19 protein-coding genes and 3 pseudogenes are annotated in these 20,008 nt (G+C 43.4%); 13 read left to right on the top strand and 9 right to left on the bottom strand.

Translation table 11 applies throughout. The features are described from left to right. Window positions 1–328 precede the first annotated feature (328 nt). The 5 genes and pseudogenes from G7Y90_RS14390 to G7Y90_RS14410 form a co-directional block, all read right to left on the bottom strand. The gene (locus tag G7Y90_RS14390; RefSeq protein WP_250162723.1) at window positions 329–919 is read right to left on the bottom strand and encodes a L,D-transpeptidase family protein; all 591 of its coding nucleotides are present in this window, start codon (window positions 917–919) and stop codon (window positions 329–331) included. 315 nt (window positions 920–1,234) lie between these two features. Further along, entirely contained in the window at window positions 1,235–2,026 is a 792-nt protein-coding gene (locus G7Y90_RS14395; RefSeq protein WP_250162724.1) for an SDR family NAD(P)-dependent oxidoreductase, read from the bottom strand. A gap of 87 nt (window positions 2,027–2,113) precedes the next feature. After that, a pseudogene (locus G7Y90_RS14400) lies at window positions 2,114–3,836 on the bottom strand (AMP-binding protein). 214 nt (window positions 3,837–4,050) lie between these two features. Next, window positions 4,051–5,004: a DNA topoisomerase IB gene (locus G7Y90_RS14405; RefSeq protein WP_250162725.1), complete on the bottom strand. Its 954-nt coding sequence runs from the start codon at window positions 5,002–5,004 to the stop codon at window positions 4,051–4,053. Continuing rightward, window positions 4,988–5,182: a hypothetical protein gene (locus G7Y90_RS14410; RefSeq protein WP_250162726.1), complete on the bottom strand. Its 195-nt coding sequence runs from the start codon at window positions 5,180–5,182 to the stop codon at window positions 4,988–4,990. Before G7Y90_RS14410 ends, G7Y90_RS14405 begins: the two co-directional genes overlap by 17 nt. A gap of 181 nt (window positions 5,183–5,363) precedes the next feature. Here G7Y90_RS14410 and G7Y90_RS14415 point away from each other — a divergent pair, with 181 nt between their 5' ends. Then, a complete protein-coding gene (locus G7Y90_RS14415) occupies window positions 5,364–5,846 on the top strand; it encodes a GNAT family N-acetyltransferase (RefSeq protein WP_250162727.1) in 483 nt (160 codons plus the stop codon). 69 nt (window positions 5,847–5,915) lie between these two features. Here G7Y90_RS14415 and ppnP read toward each other — a convergent pair whose 3' ends face one another. From ppnP to G7Y90_RS14430, 3 genes are all read right to left on the bottom strand, one after another. Then, window positions 5,916–6,200 (bottom strand): pyrimidine/purine nucleoside phosphorylase, encoded by a 285-nt coding sequence (gene ppnP / locus G7Y90_RS14420; RefSeq protein WP_250162728.1) that lies wholly within the window; start codon window positions 6,198–6,200, stop codon window positions 5,916–5,918. Between the two features lie 34 nt (window positions 6,201–6,234). Further along, a protein-coding gene (prfB, locus tag G7Y90_RS14425) for a peptide chain release factor 2 (RefSeq protein WP_157292386.1) occupies window positions 6,235–7,330 on the bottom strand; the annotation gives its coding sequence in 2 pieces (ribosomal slippage) (window positions 6,235–7,257 and window positions 7,259–7,330; 1,095 coding nt in all). 116 nt (window positions 7,331–7,446) lie between these two features. Then, window positions 7,447–8,148 (bottom strand): HAD family hydrolase, encoded by a 702-nt coding sequence (locus G7Y90_RS14430; RefSeq protein ID WP_250162729.1) that lies wholly within the window; start codon window positions 8,146–8,148, stop codon window positions 7,447–7,449. A gap of 211 nt (window positions 8,149–8,359) precedes the next feature. Between G7Y90_RS14430 and G7Y90_RS14435 the strand changes: the two genes are divergently transcribed. Together G7Y90_RS14435 and G7Y90_RS14440 are read left to right on the top strand one after the other, a co-directional pair. After that, the gene (locus G7Y90_RS14435) at window positions 8,360–8,701 is read left to right on the top strand and encodes a hypothetical protein (RefSeq protein ID WP_250162730.1); all 342 of its coding nucleotides are present in this window, start codon (window positions 8,360–8,362) and stop codon (window positions 8,699–8,701) included. Then, window positions 8,682–8,864, top strand: a complete 183-nt coding sequence (locus G7Y90_RS14440; protein WP_250162731.1) for a hypothetical protein — start codon at window positions 8,682–8,684, stop codon at window positions 8,862–8,864. Before G7Y90_RS14435 ends, G7Y90_RS14440 begins: the two co-directional genes overlap by 20 nt. Before the next feature lie 89 nt (window positions 8,865–8,953). On the opposite strand, the gene G7Y90_RS14445 is transcribed toward G7Y90_RS14440, so the two are convergent. Further along, complete coding sequence (locus G7Y90_RS14445; RefSeq protein WP_087813762.1) at window positions 8,954–9,490, bottom strand: gamma carbonic anhydrase family protein; 537 nt, start codon at window positions 9,488–9,490, stop codon at window positions 8,954–8,956. Between the two features lie 410 nt (window positions 9,491–9,900). Between G7Y90_RS14445 and carA the strand changes: the two genes are divergently transcribed. The 10 genes and pseudogenes from carA to G7Y90_RS14495 all read left to right on the top strand — a co-directional run bounded on the left by carA (window position 9,901) and on the right by G7Y90_RS14495 (window position 19,979). Next, window positions 9,901–11,133: a glutamine-hydrolyzing carbamoyl-phosphate synthase small subunit gene (gene carA, locus G7Y90_RS14450; protein ID WP_250162732.1), complete on the top strand. Its 1,233-nt coding sequence runs from the start codon at window positions 9,901–9,903 to the stop codon at window positions 11,131–11,133. Between the two features lie 159 nt (window positions 11,134–11,292). Beyond that, window positions 11,293–14,549: pseudogene (carB, locus tag G7Y90_RS14455) on the top strand (carbamoyl-phosphate synthase large subunit). Between the two features lie 393 nt (window positions 14,550–14,942). Beyond that, window positions 14,943–15,418 (top strand): annotated as a pseudogene (greA, locus tag G7Y90_RS14460) (transcription elongation factor GreA). A 509-nt stretch (window positions 15,419–15,927) separates the two neighbouring features. Next, window positions 15,928–16,677: a hypothetical protein gene (locus G7Y90_RS14465; protein ID WP_250162733.1), complete on the top strand. Its 750-nt coding sequence runs from the start codon at window positions 15,928–15,930 to the stop codon at window positions 16,675–16,677. A gap of 10 nt (window positions 16,678–16,687) precedes the next feature. Next, window positions 16,688–16,897, top strand: coding sequence for a hypothetical protein (locus tag G7Y90_RS14470; protein ID WP_250162734.1), 210 nt, complete (start codon window positions 16,688–16,690; stop codon window positions 16,895–16,897). 172 nt (window positions 16,898–17,069) lie between these two features. Next, on the top strand, window positions 17,070–17,453 hold the full coding sequence (locus G7Y90_RS14475; protein ID WP_250162735.1) for a hypothetical protein: 384 nt from the start codon (window positions 17,070–17,072) through the stop codon (window positions 17,451–17,453). Continuing rightward, the gene (locus tag G7Y90_RS14480) at window positions 17,434–17,682 is read left to right on the top strand and encodes a 2-oxoacid:acceptor oxidoreductase family protein (RefSeq protein WP_250162736.1); all 249 of its coding nucleotides are present in this window, start codon (window positions 17,434–17,436) and stop codon (window positions 17,680–17,682) included. The genes G7Y90_RS14475 and G7Y90_RS14480 overlap by 20 nt, the downstream gene beginning before the upstream one ends. A 117-nt stretch (window positions 17,683–17,799) precedes the next feature. Next, window positions 17,800–19,068, top strand: coding sequence for a putative DNA modification/repair radical SAM protein (locus G7Y90_RS14485; RefSeq protein ID WP_250162737.1), 1,269 nt, complete (start codon window positions 17,800–17,802; stop codon window positions 19,066–19,068). Between the two features lie 42 nt (window positions 19,069–19,110). Continuing rightward, window positions 19,111–19,503: a hypothetical protein gene (locus G7Y90_RS14490; protein ID WP_250162738.1), complete on the top strand. Its 393-nt coding sequence runs from the start codon at window positions 19,111–19,113 to the stop codon at window positions 19,501–19,503. Continuing rightward, window positions 19,425–19,979 (top strand): TIGR03915 family putative DNA repair protein, encoded by a 555-nt coding sequence (locus G7Y90_RS14495; protein WP_250162739.1) that lies wholly within the window; start codon window positions 19,425–19,427, stop codon window positions 19,977–19,979. The genes G7Y90_RS14490 and G7Y90_RS14495 overlap by 79 nt, the downstream gene beginning before the upstream one ends. Window positions 19,980–20,008 lie beyond the last annotated feature (29 nt).

Here is a 20,008-nt window from a genome sequence, read left to right on the forward strand (position 1 = left end):
TCAATCACCGTTAGTTGTTATATATAGGGTATAACATACAAGATTTCAACCTACTTGTGCAAGTTGTCAATCAATTTCTATGACTTATTAGTAAATACTGAAAAATAGTAAGATTTTATATAGGTAAAAACCTTACCCATAGCAATGATATTATCACAAACTATCAATAGGCACACTAAGAGAGTATTTCAAGAGGATAAATAAAAAAACAACTAAAAGAGAGGCTTGCTCAACAATGAAAGGCAAGCAAGAGACAGCGATAGCAGAGATTTTAATGCGCTGTAACTGCTAGAAATGTACTACACGATAGTCAGCATTAACATAACGCTCATTCTACAATTTCTATCGATGTGCCAACATTAACTGCCGCCATAATCTCATCCATCTCATTATCAGTGACGGCAATGCAACCATCGGTCCAATCACGTTGTTGGTTAATCCACGCTAGATGACCGAAGCCGTTCATCTGCCCATGAATCATAATATCGCCACCAGGATGGACGCCGCGTGATCGTGCCCGAGCTTTGTCCGCAGCATTGGGGTAGCTTATATGGATGGAGCGATGGGCAATAGAGTTCTCATTCTTATAATCTAAGATGTACGCCCCCACGGGTGTGCGCTCATCGCCTTGCTGCTGTTTATGACCAACCGGACTATCCCCTAGCGCAATACGATAGGATTTAATCACTTTATCACCACTCAATAGCTGCAAAATACGGTCGGATTTATCGACAAAAACTTTATCGATAACCACCGTACTAGAAATAGGCTGACCATTATTGCCTGTACTTTTTGCATCCGAGGAGGCTGTTTTGACATACCCTATCGCACTGGTGCTCATAATGGTGGTCAGTCCCAGTCCTATCACGACAAACAATCGACGCGGCTTTTTGCTGAAATGTAGAGAAAACAATGACATAGGCTTTAATAACTCCGTTTAGCGTTAAAGAGTGAAATAGCAACATACCACGCTATTAACTTACCAAAGCACTATGCCAGTTTTTGTGAAAATTTCATGGATAACATTAGGGCGTGTCCTCAATTCAATCGTTTACTTTCTAAATGGCCTAAAAATAGCTAGATTTTGCCAAACATCGTCAAATAGCTTATTAATATCTCGATATTATTTGCGCTACTTTCCTTGTTTGATAGCAATTTATCTCATTTTTATCACCATTTTTAAAATGAGGACACGCCCTAGGATCTTTTGAACATAAAAACTTCATTAATGCCATTACACCATACGAATCGCGCCATCTAAGCGAATGACTTCTCCATTGAGATAGGCATTATCAATGATATGCATGACCAACTTGGCAAACTCATTGGGATTGCCCAGACGCTTAGGATAAGGTACGCCTGCCTCTAGTTGTTCGCGCGCTTTTTCAGGGATAGTCTCCATCATCGGTGTGGCAAAGACGCCCGGCGCGATAGTCATCACGCGAATACCATGACGTGCCAGCTCACGTGCTAGCGGTAAAGTGAGACCGACGACACCTGCTTTTGACGATGAATAGCTCGCTTGCCCTACTTGTCCATCAAAAGCTGCGATAGAAGCCGTATTAATAATGACGCCATTATCAGCGTTCTTCTCTATAGGGCTGTCTGCGGTATTGGCATTTGCTACACGCTTTGCAATACTGGCTGCGACCAAACGCGCGACATTAAAGGAACCGACAAGATTAATATTGACGCCGCGACTAAAAGCATCGAGATCTGCTGGGTTATTATCACGGTCCAGCAGCTTTTGTACCACAGCGATGCCCGCACAGTTGATAGACCCTTGCAAACCGCCAAATTCTTTTTCAGCCGTATCCACAGCCGCTTGCACCTCATCACCACTGGTCACATCACAGCGTGTAAAACGCGCATTGTCACCTAGCTCGTCTACCAGTGCTTGCCCTGCTGATTCATTAAGATCTGCGATGACGACGTTACCGCCTTGCTTGACAATAGCACGAACCACTGCCTCTCCCAAACCTGATGCACCGCCTGTGACCAAAAAGCTCCGTTGTTCAATGTGCATAATTATTCCTTTTATTAATGTTTTTACTGTTATTTTTATCAGTCATCGATTTTTATCTTAACCTGACAATATGAGTGCATTGCTTCATTAAGCCGCAGATAAACTGCGCAGCAAAAAGCGCTGAATTTTACCACTTGGGGTTTTGGGCAACTCTTTTACAAACTCAACTTCGCGCGGATAAGCGTGAGTTGATAGACGTCTGCGGACTAAGTCTTGAATTTCTTTGGCAATCTCGTCCGTACCTTCGATACCGTCTTTTAGCACCACATACGACTTAATGGTATGACCACGCACTTCGTCTGGCACTCCAACTGCCGCTGACTCTGCAACTGCCTCATGCTCCAGCACTGTGTTTTCAACATCGGTTGGTCCAACTCGGTAACCTGCGGTAATGATAATGTCGTCATCACGCCCTGAAAACCAATAGCTGCCATCACTGTGACGCTCAACCACGTCGCCTGTTAAATAGTAATCATCAGCGAAAGCGTCTTTTTCGTTCCAGCTATAACCGCGGAAATAAAACGCGGGCGATTGACTGACCACTACGGCAAGCTGTCCTTGTTCGCCATCAGAATATTCATGTCATCATCTAACACTACCAATGTGTGCCCCGGTAGCGCCATGCCCATCGAGCCAACCGGACATTTATGTGCTAATGCATGGTGCTCACAGCAAGTCATGCCAGTTTCTGTTTGCCCATACTGATCGCAGACTTTACAGTTTAAATAGGTTTCAACCCAATTGACCACTTCGGTATTTAAGGTCTCGCCTGCTGAATTGGCACAGCGCAGTGATAATTTAGCCTCACTATCGTTATTATTGTCATTGTGAGCAGCTTCAAACACGCCACTCGATTTCATCATACGAAACGCTGTCGGTGAGGACGCCAAATTACTAATCTTATGACGGACCATAAAATCGCGAGTATTTTGTGCATCAAAGCCCGCTTCATTAAAATACGTTGTTACCCCTAATAACAAAGGTCCTGTAATCGCATAATAAAGACCGTATGCCCAGCCTGGATCTGCCATGTTCCAGTAATTATCATCTGCTCGCAAGTCAATCGCATAGCGCATGTAGAGATAAAACGCTGAGAGCGCACTTAGCGGCACACTAACGCCTTTTGATTTACCAACCGTACCCGAGGTAAACATTTGCAGAAAGGGTGCATCAGTATCTAATGAAACCGCGTCTACCGTTTGCGACTGCGTTGCGACCTTTTCAGCGTAGTTATCATCACCCCAGCTTTGCGCATCTACCTTGCTACCAACCAGCACCATTTTGGTTTGCTTGGCTAAGTCGTCAAACTTGCCACGATTTTCTTGATTGGTAAAAACCACTTTGGTATTGGCTTTGTCCATCCGATACTTAATCGAATCATAGCCAAAGGCGGTAAATAACGGTTGATAAACCGCACCGATCCGCCAAGTCGCGAGTACAATGGTGAGCAGCTCAGGAGTGCGAGGTAGCATGGTTGCCACTTGGTCACCAATTTGCACGCCATAAGACAACAATAAATTGGCGACTTGTGCGCTTGCCTTATCAAGCTCAGCAGCAAGCTCATGTGCGTTACATTGCCCGACGTATCTTCATGCACCAGTGCAATATTATCACCGCGACCATCACGCACATGACGACCGCAACACGCCATATAAGCATTCAAGCGATCCTCTAAATGCTCGCCAAATATCTCTGTTAATAGCACGTTCATATCAAAGTTATGATAGTAATCGCTGTAGCTCATTGGCGGGTGTGCAGTATGATTTGAAGTGGTATTTATAACTGATAGGTCTGTAGAAGAGGTGTTCATAAGCTAATCCTTTAGCAATAACAGGTAACGGGCGAAATAAGATAATTGTCAGCAGAAAAATAGTCATATCCTAGCAACTGTTTTTTCTGCTTGTTCGCACATGTCAATGTGCATAAACTCTATTAGTAACGCATTTTAATATTTATTTCAATACATAACGTATCATTTTTATAATTCAATCACAAACTCTTGATGGAACTTCATTTCAAAGCACTCAGCAGCCACTTAAAAATCCCAGCAGCGCCTTTTCTTCACAACTTTGATGCTGTTTAGTATGTCCACCGCGCGCTTGTTTATAAGGTTCAAAGAACTGCCCCGCCAAAAAGCGCTCTATAATAATAGGATTAATATAAGAAGATCGACACACCGTTGGCGTATTTCCCAGCTCATCAGCGACACTTTTTACCATATCGGTGACCAGCTGCTGACGTTCTTTGCTTTCAGCCTCACTGGATAAAATTGCTTTGCCCTGAGCGCTTTGTAGCTCATCATGCAGGTAACTGGCAGCAAGGACACTGGCCATCCAAGTACGAAAGTCCTTTGCGCTATATAAATTACCGCTATACATCTCACTGTCATGACTATGACCGCTAGTATGCATGCGTAGATAGTCATTGATATCGCTACTGTCGACGACTTGCTTGTGACCATTGTCATCCAAATATTTAAAAATCTGATAACCAGGTAACTCAGAACATGCCTGTACAATCTCAATCAAACGCTCATCTTGCAATTCAATATGATGCTCTTTGGCACTTTTACCGACGAAATCAAACGCCAAACCATTATCGATTTCACTGACGTGCTTGCTGCGTAACGTACTAAGGCCATAGCTCTTATTGAGCTTAGCATAGCGGCTATTACCGATACGAATTAGGGTCGTTTCTAATAACTTGACCACTGCCGATAAGACATTTTCACGGGATAATGATTTGGCTTTCAAGTCCTTTTCGACTTGTGCACGTAGATTCGGCAATGCTCTAGCGAAGCCTATCATGGCATCGAACTTGGCTTGGTCACGTACGCGATCCCACTCAGGGTGATACAGATACTGTTTTCGTGCTTTGTCATCACGCCCCGTCGATTGCAAGTGCCCTTTATCATCTTGGCATATCCAAACCTCCGACCACATCGGCGGTATCACTAGCGCATCAAAACGCTGTCGCAAGGCTTTGTGCTTTGACCGTTTTGCCTGTGGCATCTTTATAAGTAAACCCGCGCCCCCAACGCCTACGCGTAAACCCAAGCTCATCATCACTGACATAGCGCAGATTAGCAAGGCGAGCGAGTTTTTCATAATCATGGCGTATGTCATGCGTGGTTGTTTGGTCATTTAGCGTCGCCATAATACATACTCGATTGATAAAATAGTCGTTTTAGCATAATGAATTACGATTATTTTTGCTGTTTATTTGCCAAGAGCAAAGTGTAATCAATGTGTAAAAAAACACGCTAAAAAAGGTTCTAAATAATGAGCTTTTAAGCCATAATTTGACAACAATAACAATTTAATTTGAATAAAACACAATGAAAAATACTTCTATAAAGATAGCAGCATTATCTAAAGACGATTACGAATTTTGGTTACCTTTGTGGCAAAACTATCTACAATTTTATGAGACCAGTTTGCCATCAAGTACCATCCAAAACACGTGGCACAGTTTGCTCGATAGTAACGTGCCGATTTATGGTTTTGGTGCTTGGCAGGACGACAAGTTAGTAGGTATCACCCATGTGGTGCTACACCCCAATACTTGGAATATCACTGAATGCTGTTATTTAGAAGATTTATATGTCAATGAACAGGTACGCGGACAAGGCGTAGGACGAGTACTGATTGAAAAGGTGTATGAGTTCGCTCATAGTAAAACTGCAACCGTGTGTATTGGACGACACAAGAGGGCAACACCACGGCGCGCAAACTCTATGACGCCATCGCCACTCAAACAGACATGGTGCAGTATCGTAAAAACCTATGATTTGTACTACCTGTCTTATGACTTACAATGAATGAGCAAGTAAAAAACGCCAAGCGTTAAACACTTGGCGTTAATCTGTTGACTACTACTCTAAAAATACTTATTTACCATAAACACATAAATAAGCCGTTTCTACTGCCACTTTTACTTGAAACTTCTGATTGGCTTCAACGATAAATTGCTCACCCGCATTAAAGGTTTGCCACTCATCACTTTCTGGCAGCTTGACCGTTAAAGCACCGCTAACAACTGTCATCGTTTCAAATTCGCTAGTACCAAACTCATACTCACCAATTTCCATCACGCCAACAGTCGCAGGCAGAGTTGCCGTTTGAAAAGCAATAGAGGTAACTTTATTATCAAAATAGTTATTAACGCTTGGCATAATTTTCCTTAATTAAATGTTGATTGGTCTAAACTTACAATCCCGCTTTTAGGCTTGCTTCGATAAATTGATCGAGGTCGCCATCGAGTACCGCCCCAGTGTTAAAGGTTTCAACACCAGTACGTAAGTCTTTGATACGTGAATCATCGAGTACATAAGAGCGAATTTGACTGCCCCAACCGACGTCTGACTTGCCATCCTCGACCGCTTGCTGAGATTCCATGCGTTTTTGCATCTCAAGCTCATAAAGCTTGGCACGCAGCAACTTCATCGCCGTCGCTTTGTTCCCATGCTGGCTACGCTCATTCTGACAAGTGACCACCACGCCACTTGGCTCGTGGGTGATACGTACCGCAGAATCGGTCGTGTTCACATGCTGACCACCCGCACCCGATGAGCGATAAGTATCGATACGCAAATCTGCTGGATTGATGTCAATCTCGATATTATCATCAATTTCAGGCGACACAAAAACGGCAGCAAACGAGGTATGACGACCGTTATTGCTATCAAATGGTGATTTACGGACTAAGCGATGCACGCCAATTTCGGTACGTAACCAACCAAAAGCGTAATCCCCTTTAATCTCAATCGTTGCTGATTTAATACCAGCCACGCTACCAGAAGACACTTCAATAACTTCAACTTTGAAGCCATGCGATTCCGCCCAGCGTGTATACATACGCAACAGCATCTCTGCCCAATCTTGCGCTTCGGTGCCACCACTACCCGACTGGATATCCAAGTAGCAGTTGTTAGGATCCATCTCACCACTAAACATGCGACGGAACTCTAAATCAGCAACGCGTTTCTCCGCATTGTCGAGCTCTGCTTGCACATCCGCCAGCAAGGATTCATCCTCTGCTTCTACCGCCAGCTCAAGCATGGCAGACGCATCTTCCAATGTGCTCTCAAGCGACACCACAACATCGATGACGCCATCAAGCTGGCTTTTTTCTTTATTAATTTTAGTCGCACGCTCTGGATCATTCCATAGCTCGGGGTTTTCTAACTCTAAATTGACTTCTTCTAAGCGTTCTTGCTTACCATCGAAGTCAAAGATACCTCCGCAAGTCCTGCCCACGCTCTGATAAATCTTTGATTCGTTCTTGATACGGATTGATTTCCATAAAGTTTCCTGTCTTTTTAAATAAATATCACGCTGATATGGCGCTATTTTAAATTAGATTGACAATAAATAGTTGGCTAATTATGACTGACTTTATATTAAATAACGTTAAATAGCCTAAATCGACCAATCCTCAACCGCCCAGCGATGCGACAACGCATGAGCATGTAGCGCATCGTCGGGTGACACACAAATAGCCACATCCGCCCACTCAAGCAATGGAATGTCATTTTTGGAATCTGAATAAGCATAAGTTTTATCAAAAGTCGTGCCTGCTGATTGCTGCTTCTCTAACCATTTATTCAAATGGTAAATCTTACCCTCTTTAAAGTTTGGCTTGTCTGTCAATTTGCCCGTATAGCGCTCATTTTTTATCTCAAGCGGCGTTGATAGCACATTGGCACCTTCGATACCAAAACGCTTGGCGATAGCCGAAACCACAAAATCATTGGTCGCAGAAATAATCACCACCTCATGACCTTTTTCAACATGCTGACAAAGCACTTCCATCGCTTTTGGGCGTATGTGTGGCTCAATTTCACTTTTAATATAGTCTTCTCGTAGCTCATGCAATCTATCCATTGGCAAGCTACTCAAAAAATGCGCCACAAATTCATTATATTCCGTCGCATCAAGCGTACCTTCGATATAGTCTTGGTAAAACTTTTGATTGGCCGTGCGATATTGCGCTTCATCGACGAGGTCGTGTTTGACGATATACTCGCCCCATAAATAGTCGCTATCGACGTCGAGCAAAGTATGATCTAAATCAAAAAGTGCCAGCTCTTTTGGAGAAAGTTGTGCTTGTGTTGCCTGCATAATGAGACCTTATTATTGTTTGTTGAAGGACAGAAATACAACTGGTTTTTAATAACTTCCGCTTTATAGATAAATAATGATATGAAAAATTTCTCAATAATTTTTCGTGAATGCTACTGTTTACCAAACAAAATTATGGTAACTTTATTTATATAACTTGTGGTTAGGCTGTGTCCTCACTCTGAACGAAAGCGCCTAAATGGTGCTAAAAATGGTGATACGCCCTAGTATCTGTTTTGCTTACTTCATCATAAAAATAGAGAATCGCATGGAAGCGCCTGATGTCAAAACTGTTTTGCCAAGTAAAACGCGTCGCCCTGCCCGTTCAATCAAAGAAATCAGACAACGTCAGCTGGGTAAAAGCTATCAATCACCTTTCGACCGTATACTGTATGCGCTCTTAAATGGTGTGATGTACGGCGTTGGCGGTTTACTGATCGATCTTGCTATCGTGGTTATTCGCTCAATAGCTGGTATAGGTAATGGCGACGTTTTTTGGTTTCACCCCATTTATGTTGGTCGTAGGCGCAATCATGGGCTTTATCGTTGGTAAAAATGCTGGCGCTGAAAGCGTCAATGCGCTCAACATCAACGAAACAGCCAATCATAACGCTTACCTTAATGACTATTCTATACGCCACGATATTTTTCGCGGACTGATTATTGGTATTATCATTTTTGCCATCATTTGGCTGGTCATGATGCTGATGGTATAAAGCTTCTCTATGTAAAAAACGTTTGCATGATGTATATAAAAACGATAGATCAATACCAGACAGTTCGCGGATGCTTTATAAATTTCTGCTTAATCAGGCATGGCTACTTCTGTTAAGCCCGTTTTAAATTTTTGACAACGCTCCGCATAATGCATCGCTGATAATTTCAACATCGCTGCTTGCTCGTCCGTTAAGGTTTTGACCACCTTCGCAGGCGCACCCATGACGAGTGAGTTATCTGGAATCTCTTTGCCTTCAGTGACCAATGCCTTGGCACCAATAATGCAATTTTTACCAATTTTGGCATTGTTTAATACCACTGCGCCAATACCAATCAAACTGTTATCACCGACTTCGCAGCCGTGCAGCATCGCTAAATGACCAATGGTGACATAGTTGCCGATTTTGACCTCAATGCCTGCATCAGTATGAATGACACTGTTTTCTTGCACATTACTATAATCGCCGATATGAATGCGTTCATTGTCACCGCGAATCACTGCCCCAAACCACACGTTAGCTTGATGACCCAAATAGACATCGCCTATCACTCGTGCTGAGTCTGCGACCCAACCATTAAAAGGTACCGCGAATTCGGGTACCTTGTCTAAATATTGATAAATCATAACGGCTCCTTGTTATATATAGTAATGAAATAGGTCAATCATAAAAACCAGATATCTCGATTTGCTGTCCATTGTGGCAAAGCCAAAAGGGAAAATCCAGCGCTATTAACGGCTAATAATTAAAGGCATACTTTTCAATCTAAAAATCGGCTGGCTATCTACGGGCATATTGTATAATGCGCAAAATCTGTGCCTAAGCGAGCGGACATGATGCAAGTTACCTATTCACTATCTAGTGGGTTTTGTAGTTTCCATCAATAATGTCTTCTCGCTTTTTTGTGGAAAAATTTTGGGTTTAGGTGTTTTTTAGTATCTATTAATAGCAATTTTTGCGATACAAAAAACCATTTCTAACCTGAAATTTAATCATAAAAAATTATGGCACTCACCAATAACAGCGGAGGCAAACCTTGAATTCATCGGCAGAAATACAAGCAATTTTGGCATTAGCAGACGGTACGATTTTTCGCGGTGTGAGTATCGGCAGTCTCGGTCATCGTGTCGGTGAGGTGGTGTTTAATACAGCCATGACAGGGTATCAAGAAATCCTAACCGACCCAAGTTATGCGCGCCAGCTGGTCACCCTAACCTATCCGCACATTGGCAATACCGGTACCAATAGCGAGGACACTGAGTCTGGCAATGGTCATCAAGTATGGGCAGATGGTCTCATCATCCGTGATGCCACCATGGTTACTTCTAACTTTCGTAACTCAGAATCATTAAGCGACTATTTATCACGTAACGATACTGTCGCTATCGCTGAAATTGATACGCGCCAATTGACCCGCCTATTACGTGATAAAGGTGCTCAAAACGGTTGTATTATGACCGCATCCAACGGCGAAACAATTAGCCATGATGACGAGCAACAAGCCATCAAATTGGCACAAGAGTTTGCTGGTATCGAAGGCATGGACTTGGCAAAAGAATGCTGCACGAAAGAGCGCTTCGAATGGACAGCAGGTACCTGGGATTTATCAGATACCCTACTTAACCGTGATGCCATTGGCAGTCATGATAGCGGTACAGGCGGCTTCTTTAAGCAACTCGGCACTCACATCGATTCTAAATACAATGTCGTCGCCTACGACTTCGGTAGCAAAACCAATATCCTGCGTATGCTGGTTGACCGCGGCTGTCATGTAACCGTCGTTCCTGCACAAACGCCTATCGCAGATGTGCTGGCGATGAACCCAGATGGTATCTTTTTATCAAACGGTCCTGGCGACCCTGCAGCCTGCGACTATGCTATCGATGCCGTACGTCATATCATTGAAAAAACTGATGTGCCAACCTTTGGTATCTGTTTAGGTCATCAGTTGATTGGTCTAGCTAGCGGCGCAAACACCATTAAAATGAAAACCGGTCATCACGGCGCCAACCATCCAGTACAAGATGTGGCAGCTGGCACGGTTATGATTACCAGTCAGAACCATGGTTTTGCGGTTGATGAAGACACGCTACCTGCTAATGTTAAATCGACGCATCGCTCGTTATTCGATGGCACTAACCAAGGGATTGAGCTGACCAATAAGCCGGTCTTTAGCTTCCAAGGTCACCCAGAAGCCAGCCCTGGCCCGCATGATGCTGCGCCGCTATTTGATAAGTTTGCAGAGATGATGGCAGCGGCGAAAGCGTAACTTATCAATAGTTAACCGCAAACAGAGAATAAATATAAGTATAAAGCTTGAAGCACAAATGATGCTTCAAGCTGCACCCCAAACACGATAAGCATTATCGAACATATCGTTAAAATACAGATTACTCAAAATATCACCCAAACGAAGGTAGCCCTAACTATGCCAAAACGTATCGACATAAAAAGCATTCTTATCATAGGCGCAGGTCCTATCGTCATCGGTCAAGCATGTGAGTTTGATTATTCGGGTGCACAGGCCTGTAAAGCACTAAAAGAAGAAGGCTACCGTGTCATCTTGGTCAACTCAAACCCTGCGACTATCATGACTGACCCTACCATGGCGGACGCGACTTATATTGAGCCAATTACTTGGCAGACCGTTGAGCAAATCATTGCCAAAGAACGCCCTGACGCCATCTTGCCAACCATGGGTGGTCAGACGGCGCTAAACTGTGCCTTAGAATTAGACAAGCATGGCGTCTTGACCAAGTATAACTGCGAATTGATTGGCGCGACCAAGGACTCTATCGAGATGGCGGAAGATCGCAACTTGTTCGATAAAGCAATGAAGCGTATCGGTCTTGAATGTCCACGCGCTGAAACCGCTGAGACCATGGAAGAAGCATTTGCAACCCAAGAAAAAATGGGCTATCCGTGTATCATTCGTCCGTCGTTCACCATGGGCGGTTCAGGCGGCGGTATCGCGTATAACCGCGATGAATTTATCGAGATTTGTGAGCGCGGCTTTGACTTATCACCAAACCATCAATTGCTCATCGATGAATCATTAATCGGTTGGAAAGAGTATGAGATGGAAGTGGTTCGTGACAAAAACGACAACTGCATTATCATTTGTGCGATTGAGAACTTTGATCCAATGGGTGTGCATACGGGCGACTCAATCACGGTTGCGCCAGCACAAACTTTGACCGACAAAGAATACCAAATCATGCGTAATGCCTCATTGGCAGTACTACGTGAGATTGGTGTTGAAACGGGCGGCTCAAACGTCCAGTTCGGTATCAATCCTGATACTGGTCGTATGGTCGTCATCGAGATGAACCCACGCGTTTCACGCTCATCAGCATTGGCATCAAAAGCCACTGGCTTCCCGATTGCTAAAATCGCTGCCAAACTAGCGATTGGTTATACGCTTGATGAGTTGCAAAATGACATCACGGGTGGCAAAACGCCAGCGAGCTTCGAGCCTGCGCTTGATTATGTCGTCACTAAGATACCGAGATTCAACTTTGAGAAATTCCCGCAAGCCGATAGTGTTTTATCAACGCAAATGAAATCGGTTGGTGAAGTCATGGCAATCGGTCGTAACTTCCAAGAATCGATGCAAAAAGCATTACGCGGTATGGAAACCGGCAATGATGGTTTTGATGAGCAAATTGACTTAGCAAAAGTAAGTATTGAAAAAGCCCGTAGTGAGATTAACAATCGCTTAACCATTCCAACGCCTGAGCGCATTTATTATATTGCTGATGCTTTCCGTATCGGCATGAGCGTCGATGAGGTGTTTAACCTAACCAAAATTGATCCATGGTTCTTGGTACAAATCGAAGACATCGTGAAAACCGAAGCACAGGTTAAAGCCTTGGGTTTTGGCGGTTTAAACGACAAGAACTTACGTAGCTTTAAACGTAAAGGCTTATCAGATTTACGTTTGGCGAAACTGCTTGGGTCTCACAAAAACAGCTACGTTACTAAGCGTTGGGACTTAAATGTCTATCCCGTTTATAAGCGCGTCGATACCTGTGCAGCAGAATTTGCCACCAGTACTGCTTATATGTACTCAACGTACGATAGCGAATGTGAAGCCAATCCTACCGATAACAAGAAAATCATGGTTATCGGCGGCGGTCCTAACCGTATCGGTCAAGGTATCGAGTTTGACTATTGCTGTGTTCATGCGGCCCTTGCTATGCGCGAAGACGGTTATGAGACCATTATGGTCAACTGTAACCCTGAAACCGTTTCTACCGATTATGACACCTCTGATCGTCTCTACTTTGAGCCAATCACGCTTGAAGACGTACTTGAAATTGTCCGTATCGAAAATCCTGATGGTGTGATTGTACAATTTGGTGGTCAAACGCCATTGAAACTGGCACGCGCCCTTGAAGCTGCTGGCGTCAAAATCATTGGTACTAGCCCAGATGCGATTGACCGCGCAGAAGACCGCGAACGCTTCCAACATATGATTCAACAGCTGAATCTTATCCAACCAACCAATGCTTTAGCGACTAGCTTAGAAGATGGTTTGGTCAAGGCAAAAGACGTTGGCTATCCGTTGGTAGTACGCCCATCATATGTACTTGGTGGTCGCGCGATGGAAATTGTCTATAACGAAGACGAGTTAAGACACTACTTGCGTACGGCGGTACAAGCGTCAAACGAAGCGCCTGTACTATTAGACCGCTTCTTAGACGATGCGATCGAAGTCGATGTTGACTGCGTTAGCGACGGCACAGACGTCGTGATTGGCGGTATCATGCAGCATATCGAACAAGCTGGCGTGCACTCTGGTGACTCCGCGTGTTCATTGCCGCCTTATTCATTGTCTGATGAGCTGTGCGATGTGATGCGCGCGCAAACGGTCGCCATGGCAAAAGAGCTTGGTGTTGTCGGCTTAATGAACGTCAGTCCCTTTGCCGTAAAGGTGAAACGATTTATATCTTAGAAGTGAACCCTCGCGCTGCCCGTACCGTGCCGTTTGTCTCTAAATGTATCGGTACTTCTTTAGCGCAAATCGCGGCGCGCTGTATGGCTGGCACCTCATTGAAAGACCAAGGCTTTACCACTGAAATTGTTCCAGCATTTTTCGCGGTCAAAGAAGCGGTATTCCCGTTTGCTAAATTCCCTGGCGTTGATCCAATCTTGAGCCCTGAGATGAAATCAACCGGTGAAGTGATGGGCGTCGGTAAAACCTTTGGCGAAGCATTTTATAAAGCCATTATCGGTAGTAATGAGCGTCTGCCAGGTCTACCGACCGAAGGCGAAACCAAAACGGTCTTTATCTCAGTACGTGATAGTGACAAAGCACAAATCGCCCCTATCGCTCGCCAGCTTGTCGACTTTGGTTTTAACATTGTATCAACTACTGGTACGCAAAAAATATTGAGCGACGCCGGTATTGAGTGCAAGCAAATCAATAAAGTTACCGAAGGTCGCCCGCACATCGTCGATGCCTTGAAAAATGGTAAAATCGATCTTATTATCAATACCACTGAAGGCAAACAGGCACAAGAGGATTCATTCTCTATCCGCCGTAGTGCCCTGCAAGGTAAAGTATTTTATGTGACGACTTTAGGGGCGGCAGACGCGGTTTGTAAATCTTATGCCATTGACCTACCGTTTGAGGTCTATAAGCTACAAGATTTGCACGAACAAGCAAAGACTATTGCCTAGCTCTATTGACTTAGCAGCATAATTTCAGTAGATTAAGCATAACGGCAACGCTCGTTTAACAGCGGATGCAAAACTTGTTATCGATTTTTATATAACAGTAGTGCTTTAAAAAAACGTACGGCTTAAAAAAGCAGTACTTTAAAAAAATAAAGTTTTAAAAAGATAGACCTAAAAAGCATAGTGGCTAAACTGCGACTATGCTTTTTATTACGTAAGGTTAAAGTGCCTTGTTTGTCAGTGTATCCATGCTCACAGATAAGCGCGTGTTTAGTTGTTACGCAGTCTAAACCTCATTCTTTTTATATCTTCACATACTCATTGCAACAACACTGACACCATCTCACTATTCACTAAGAGTAGGAGATGGTGTGGTGTTATTGGTTTAAAAAAAACATGCAACGTTATCCCATGACTCCGCAAGGACATGCGGCTCTAGAAGCCGAATTAAAACAGTTAAAAAGTATCGACCGTCCACGCATCACTGCTTCTATCGCTGAAGCCCGTGAACACGGCGATTTGAAAGAAAATGCTGAATATCATGCTGCTCGCGAACAGCAAGGTTTTTGTGAAGCGCGTATCCGTGATATCGAAGCCAAACTTGGCGGCGCGCAAGTGATTGATCCTGCAACATTGCCAAAAGATGGTCGTGTGATATTCGGCGTGAGCGTCGTTATCGAAAACATGGACACCGGAGAAGAAAAACAATACAAATCGTTGGTGATGATGAAGCAGACTTTAAAGCGGGTAAAATCTCAGTCAATTCACCGATCGCACGTGGTTTGATTGGTAAATCTGAAGGCGATGAAGCACGTATTGAAACGCCAAAAGGCGTGGTCGAATACGAAATCATGAAAGTAATTTACGATTAATTTTTCTGATTTGAGAAATATCTGGATAGAAAGCCTTTGATAGCAATTCTTTGATAGGTAATTCTTTGATAAAAAGCTTTTGATGACAGCAGTATTTTAACGTGAATCAGCTGGCAATTCGCCTAGCAAATGAGCGTAGAAAGTAGTACACAACCTCATTATGAATAGAGCAGAAGTTACACAACGCTGCTTTTTTAGTCTGTTTTGTTTTAGCGCATAATTGCTCGAGTATAAATGCTGAGCCTTGTGCCTATTACAAGTGTCTTATTACAAGTGTCTTATTATAAACATTAGACATAAGTGCTTAGCAACTGACTAAAATAATGATGGAGAGATAGCGAACGTTGGCTATCATTAGTATCTTTACCCTCGTTATTTGACATGGTTTACATGCTCATTTGACGGGGGTTTTTCTTTTCTAGGTATTGTTTTCTAAGCGTTTTTTTTACGCTTTGCTTTCTGCTACTACATTAGCGGCTTTATTTACTGTTATTTTAAAGGAATCTATTATGACCATACACATCGATATGCCAGCGTTACTGACTATAAATAAGAAGGCGTTTACCCAGCACAGCCTCGTCAAAAAAAGCGTGATAAGCACTGCTATTCCAACAATCTTAGCAGGCGCTTTATTGACGGTATCTACCGCACATGCTGCGCCTGAAATCGCCATCACTTCGTCTGCTGGTAGTAGCACTACCGTCGTTGAGCAGTATTCTGATGGTAAAACCGCGACCATTACAGCGACACCGCACGGCATCACTATGCAAGACGGCATGCCTTATGCGGTGACTCAAGTAACTAACGTTCCACGCTATACGGTTCGCCAAGTCGCCAGTAATGGTGCGAGCAATACGGTCGTCACCCAAGGCAGCACCACAGTTACGAGCGTACCTGTGACTAACCAGATGACCAATCAAACAAGCAACGTTGATGTCATAGCCGTGCCGACGACTAGCGTGACGCAAGTATTGCCTGTGACGACGGCTACCCAATTGCCAGTCATCAATACGCCAACGACAACCGTAGTGACGAACCAACCTGCAACGACGCAAATAGTATCTACGTCTTTAGATGCTCTGCAACTGACCCCGACCTTTAGTACGCCTGACGTGGTGAATGCACAAACCAAAGTGATGAAAATATTAAAAAACAAAGATGGTCGCGAAGTGGCTGTACCTGCGAACCATATCGCACCTGGCGACATCATCGAATACACACACCACTTATACCAATACCACGGCACAACCCGTCACTGACATCAATGCCATGGTGTCACTGCCAAATGGCGTGCAATTGGTATCATTGAATAGCCCACTACCAACGCTTGCGACAACAGGCGGCGACAGTTATCAGACTATCCAACAAGTTGGCAACACTGTAGTCATTACAGAAAATTACTCTGGACTCAAATGGAACTTGGTAGATCTTCCTGCTAACGCACCGCAAACGGTTGTTATACGTGCGAAGGTTCAGTAAAAATTAGATTTGAAAATATTGTTATTTAATAAATCTTAAAATTAAAATTAATAAAAGGTCTTGCCGGCTAATTTCCTAGTCAGCAAGACCTTTTTGATGAGTGTACCTTATTCCTTAACAACCAATCTTTTGCTATAGTGCTATTAACTCAAAACAAATATCCGGCCATTATTTGCATGTATTTACTCCTCTCTATGCATTGGTTTTTATTATTTATAGCTGTATTTTTAGTTCTATATCTTGGGCTGAAGCTGCCGAACCAAAATTTGACGCTAGCTTTTATATGTCGAAAATTTGTACTGCATATATAACTAAGAACGATAATGAATTTTGCGATGATGGTTATATCCTTAAAAGCGAAACGTTAAATAATGGCGAAGTAATAGAAACCGTGCTTATGGATGGAATAGGTCATTACGGCTGGAACCATACTTCGCTTAAAAAAATCGATAAAGATACTTATCATGTCTATATCGGCTGTGGCAATCCGTGCGGTGCTAATATGCTATTTGGCCGTGGCAGCAAGGAGCAATACTTTGGCCGTTTTCACCTTTGACCTAAACAGTCGGTGTAGCGTTAGATATAATAATGATAAACAATTATGGACGGCTAGCCGATTTTTTTCAGATAAAGAAATCGATTTTCCTTCAACCTATGACCCTGACGCTTTTGCAGCTTACCCCAAGTACAACGTCGAGTTTGATAAAAAAGGACGTCTCATTGTCAAAGAATACTTCTCAGAAGAAGTGGTTCAAACCTTGCCTAATCCCTGCTCTCATAATTAAAAAAATCTCATAAATAGCACGACAACAGTTGTCGCATGAAATAAATATTTCTTCAATTTACAGTGACTTACAAGACAATTTGCTAAAATAATAGCCAATAAATGAATTGGTAATCTTATGGCCACCATCAATTATGAACGACTACAAGGCAAGCTCAATATTTTAGCGGATGCTGCTAAATATGATGTTTCTTGCTCATCCTCCGCTGGCACGCGCAAAAACCAAGGCGGTGGTCTGGGCGATGCTTCTGCAACTGGTATTTGTCACAGCTACACTGAAGATGGTCGCTGCGTCAGCTTGTTAAAAATCCTCTTAACCAATCATTGTATTTACGACTGCGCTTATTGCACCTCACGCAAAAGTAATGACACCCCACGCGCTGCTTTTAGCGTCGAGGAAGTCGTTGATTTAACCATGCAGTTTTATCGTCGTAACTATATCGAAGGGCTGTTTCTGAGCTCAGGTATCTTTAAAAGTGGCGATTATACGATGGAGCGACTGGTTGAGGTCGCTAAGATATTGCGGACACGTGAACGCTTTAATGGCTATATCCATTTGAAGACCATTCCGGGTGCATCTAAAGAGCTGCTATTAGAAGCGGGATTGTATGCCGATCGTCTCAGTGTCAATATTGAGATTCCAACGATATCTGGCTTGGCTTTACTCGCCCCAGAGAAGTCGCATGATGAATTAAAAGCACCGATGGAAACGGTTAAAACTGAAATTATTACAATCAAAGAGAGCCGTAAAACCCATAAAAAAGCACCGAAATTTGTGCCAGCAGGTCAAACCAGTCAGATGATTGTTGGCGCTAGTAACGAGACTGACTTGCAAGTGATTCAGCTATCGAGTCATTTTTATAAACAGTACGATCTTAAGCGTGTTTACTACTCTGGCTATGTACCGATGTTGTCCGACAGTCGCTTGCCAGCGATTGGAACGCCAGTGCCGATGATACGTGAAAACCGTCTGTATCAAGCGGATTGGCTGATGCGTTTTTATGGTTTTGGCGCGCATGAAATCGTTGAACCTGACTCGCCATTTTTAGACTTAGACTGCGACCCAAAGCTTGCTTGGGCAATCCGACACCGTGAGCATTTTCCGGTCAATATTCAAACCGCAAGCTATGAGATGATTGTGCGCATTCCGGGCATTGGTACTAAGACGGCTAAAAAGATAGTGAAGGCGCGCAAGTTTAATCAGTTGACGCTTTATCATCTGAAAAAGATGGGCGCGGCGGTCAATCGCGCCAAATACTTTATCGCGACGACGGGCAAGAACGAACATTTAGCGCATTTAACGCGTGATAACTTCCGGCAATATGTATTGGCACAGACGCAGACCAAATATAAAGACCAACGCAACGGTCAACTGGCGCTGTTTTAATCGTCATGGTTTTAATTGCCACTATTTTAAATAGGAATATAGATGTCACAACTGCTGCAAAATAATGACTTCGTTGTCGGTCACTTAACACCCAACATTGTGCTTTACGAACCAAGTTTTGAGGGTTGGCTGAGTGCGGTTTATGTCTATGCTGATAAGTTACAAGACGATGAGTCTCTACAGTTAATCGCTCAAGACTGCTATGTACCTTCATTAATCGCACAAGCGACTAGCGTTACTACTGATGAAGACAATGCTGAACGCGTATTAGTAAAGCTTAATCAGCTATTGGGTCGTTCAGGTATGCGCAATTTACTTTGGGGGTTTTGTCGGAAAAAGATAGTATTGGTAGTACATTGTTTCAAGTGGTCAAATATGCCATTGACTACCCTAGCCGCCATATTATGGAAGACTTGGGTAATCTCAATGTCTTAGAGCTGGTGCAAACGGTCAAGTCTGTTGGTCGTGAGAAGCATCGTATGGAAGCCTTTGTACGTTTTGAGCATACCACTGACGATATCTATTTTGCGCGAGTAGAGCCTGATTTTAATGTCTTACCGCTAATTGGTGAGCATTTTCGTCAGCGCTACCAAGACCAACACTGGGCGATTTATGATTTATCCCGTGGCTATGGCATTTATTATGACAAGAGCCAAAGCTCGCCATCACGACCTGCGACCTTGCAAACTATCACTGATTTAGATGATACCGTTCTGCGCAATCCTGCCAGTATTCATAGCGAGGATGAGCAGCGCTATCAAAAATTTTGGCAAGGTTACTTTACTAACGTCAACATCAAAGAGCGTAAAAACCCACGTTTGCATAAGCAATACTTGCCGCAGCGCTATTGGAAATACTTAAGCGAAAAACAAGTACTGCCCAATGCTGAGCATTTACAGAAATGTCGTTAATGACTTTTATCCTTCGATTCAAGCCTTTA

The sequence above is a fragment of the Psychrobacter sp. WY6 genome (assembly GCF_018448495.1).
In the GTDB taxonomy this organism is placed as follows: Bacteria; Pseudomonadota; Gammaproteobacteria; order Pseudomonadales; family Moraxellaceae; genus Psychrobacter.

Coding starts and splice junctions, on each gene's coding strand:
- G7Y90_RS14390 (WP_250162723.1), bottom strand. CDS start 919: ATGTCATTGTTTTCTCTACATTTCAGCAAAAAGCCGCGTCGATTGTTT.
- G7Y90_RS14395 (WP_250162724.1), bottom strand. CDS start 2,026: ATGCACATTGAACAACGGAGCTTTTTGGTCACAGGCGGTGCATCAGGT.
- G7Y90_RS14410 (WP_250162726.1), bottom strand. CDS start 5,182: ATGGCGACGCTAAATGACCAAACAACCACGCATGACATACGCCATGAT.
- G7Y90_RS14415 (WP_250162727.1), top strand. CDS start 5,364: ATGAAAAATACTTCTATAAAGATAGCAGCATTATCTAAAGACGATTAC.
- ppnP (WP_250162728.1), bottom strand. CDS start 6,200: ATGCCAAGCGTTAATAACTATTTTGATAATAAAGTTACCTCTATTGCT.
- G7Y90_RS14430 (WP_250162729.1), bottom strand. CDS start 8,148: ATGCAGGCAACACAAGCACAACTTTCTCCAAAAGAGCTGGCACTTTTT.
- G7Y90_RS14435 (WP_250162730.1), top strand. CDS start 8,360: ATGGTGATACGCCCTAGTATCTGTTTTGCTTACTTCATCATAAAAATA.
- G7Y90_RS14440 (WP_250162731.1), top strand. CDS start 8,682: ATGGGCTTTATCGTTGGTAAAAATGCTGGCGCTGAAAGCGTCAATGCG.
- G7Y90_RS14445 (WP_087813762.1), bottom strand. CDS start 9,490: ATGATTTATCAATATTTAGACAAGGTACCCGAATTCGCGGTACCTTTT.
- G7Y90_RS14465 (WP_250162733.1), top strand. CDS start 15,928: ATGACCATACACATCGATATGCCAGCGTTACTGACTATAAATAAGAAG.
- G7Y90_RS14470 (WP_250162734.1), top strand. CDS start 16,688: ATGGTGTCACTGCCAAATGGCGTGCAATTGGTATCATTGAATAGCCCA.
- G7Y90_RS14485 (WP_250162737.1), top strand. CDS start 17,800: ATGGCCACCATCAATTATGAACGACTACAAGGCAAGCTCAATATTTTA.
- G7Y90_RS14490 (WP_250162738.1), top strand. CDS start 19,111: ATGTCACAACTGCTGCAAAATAATGACTTCGTTGTCGGTCACTTAACA.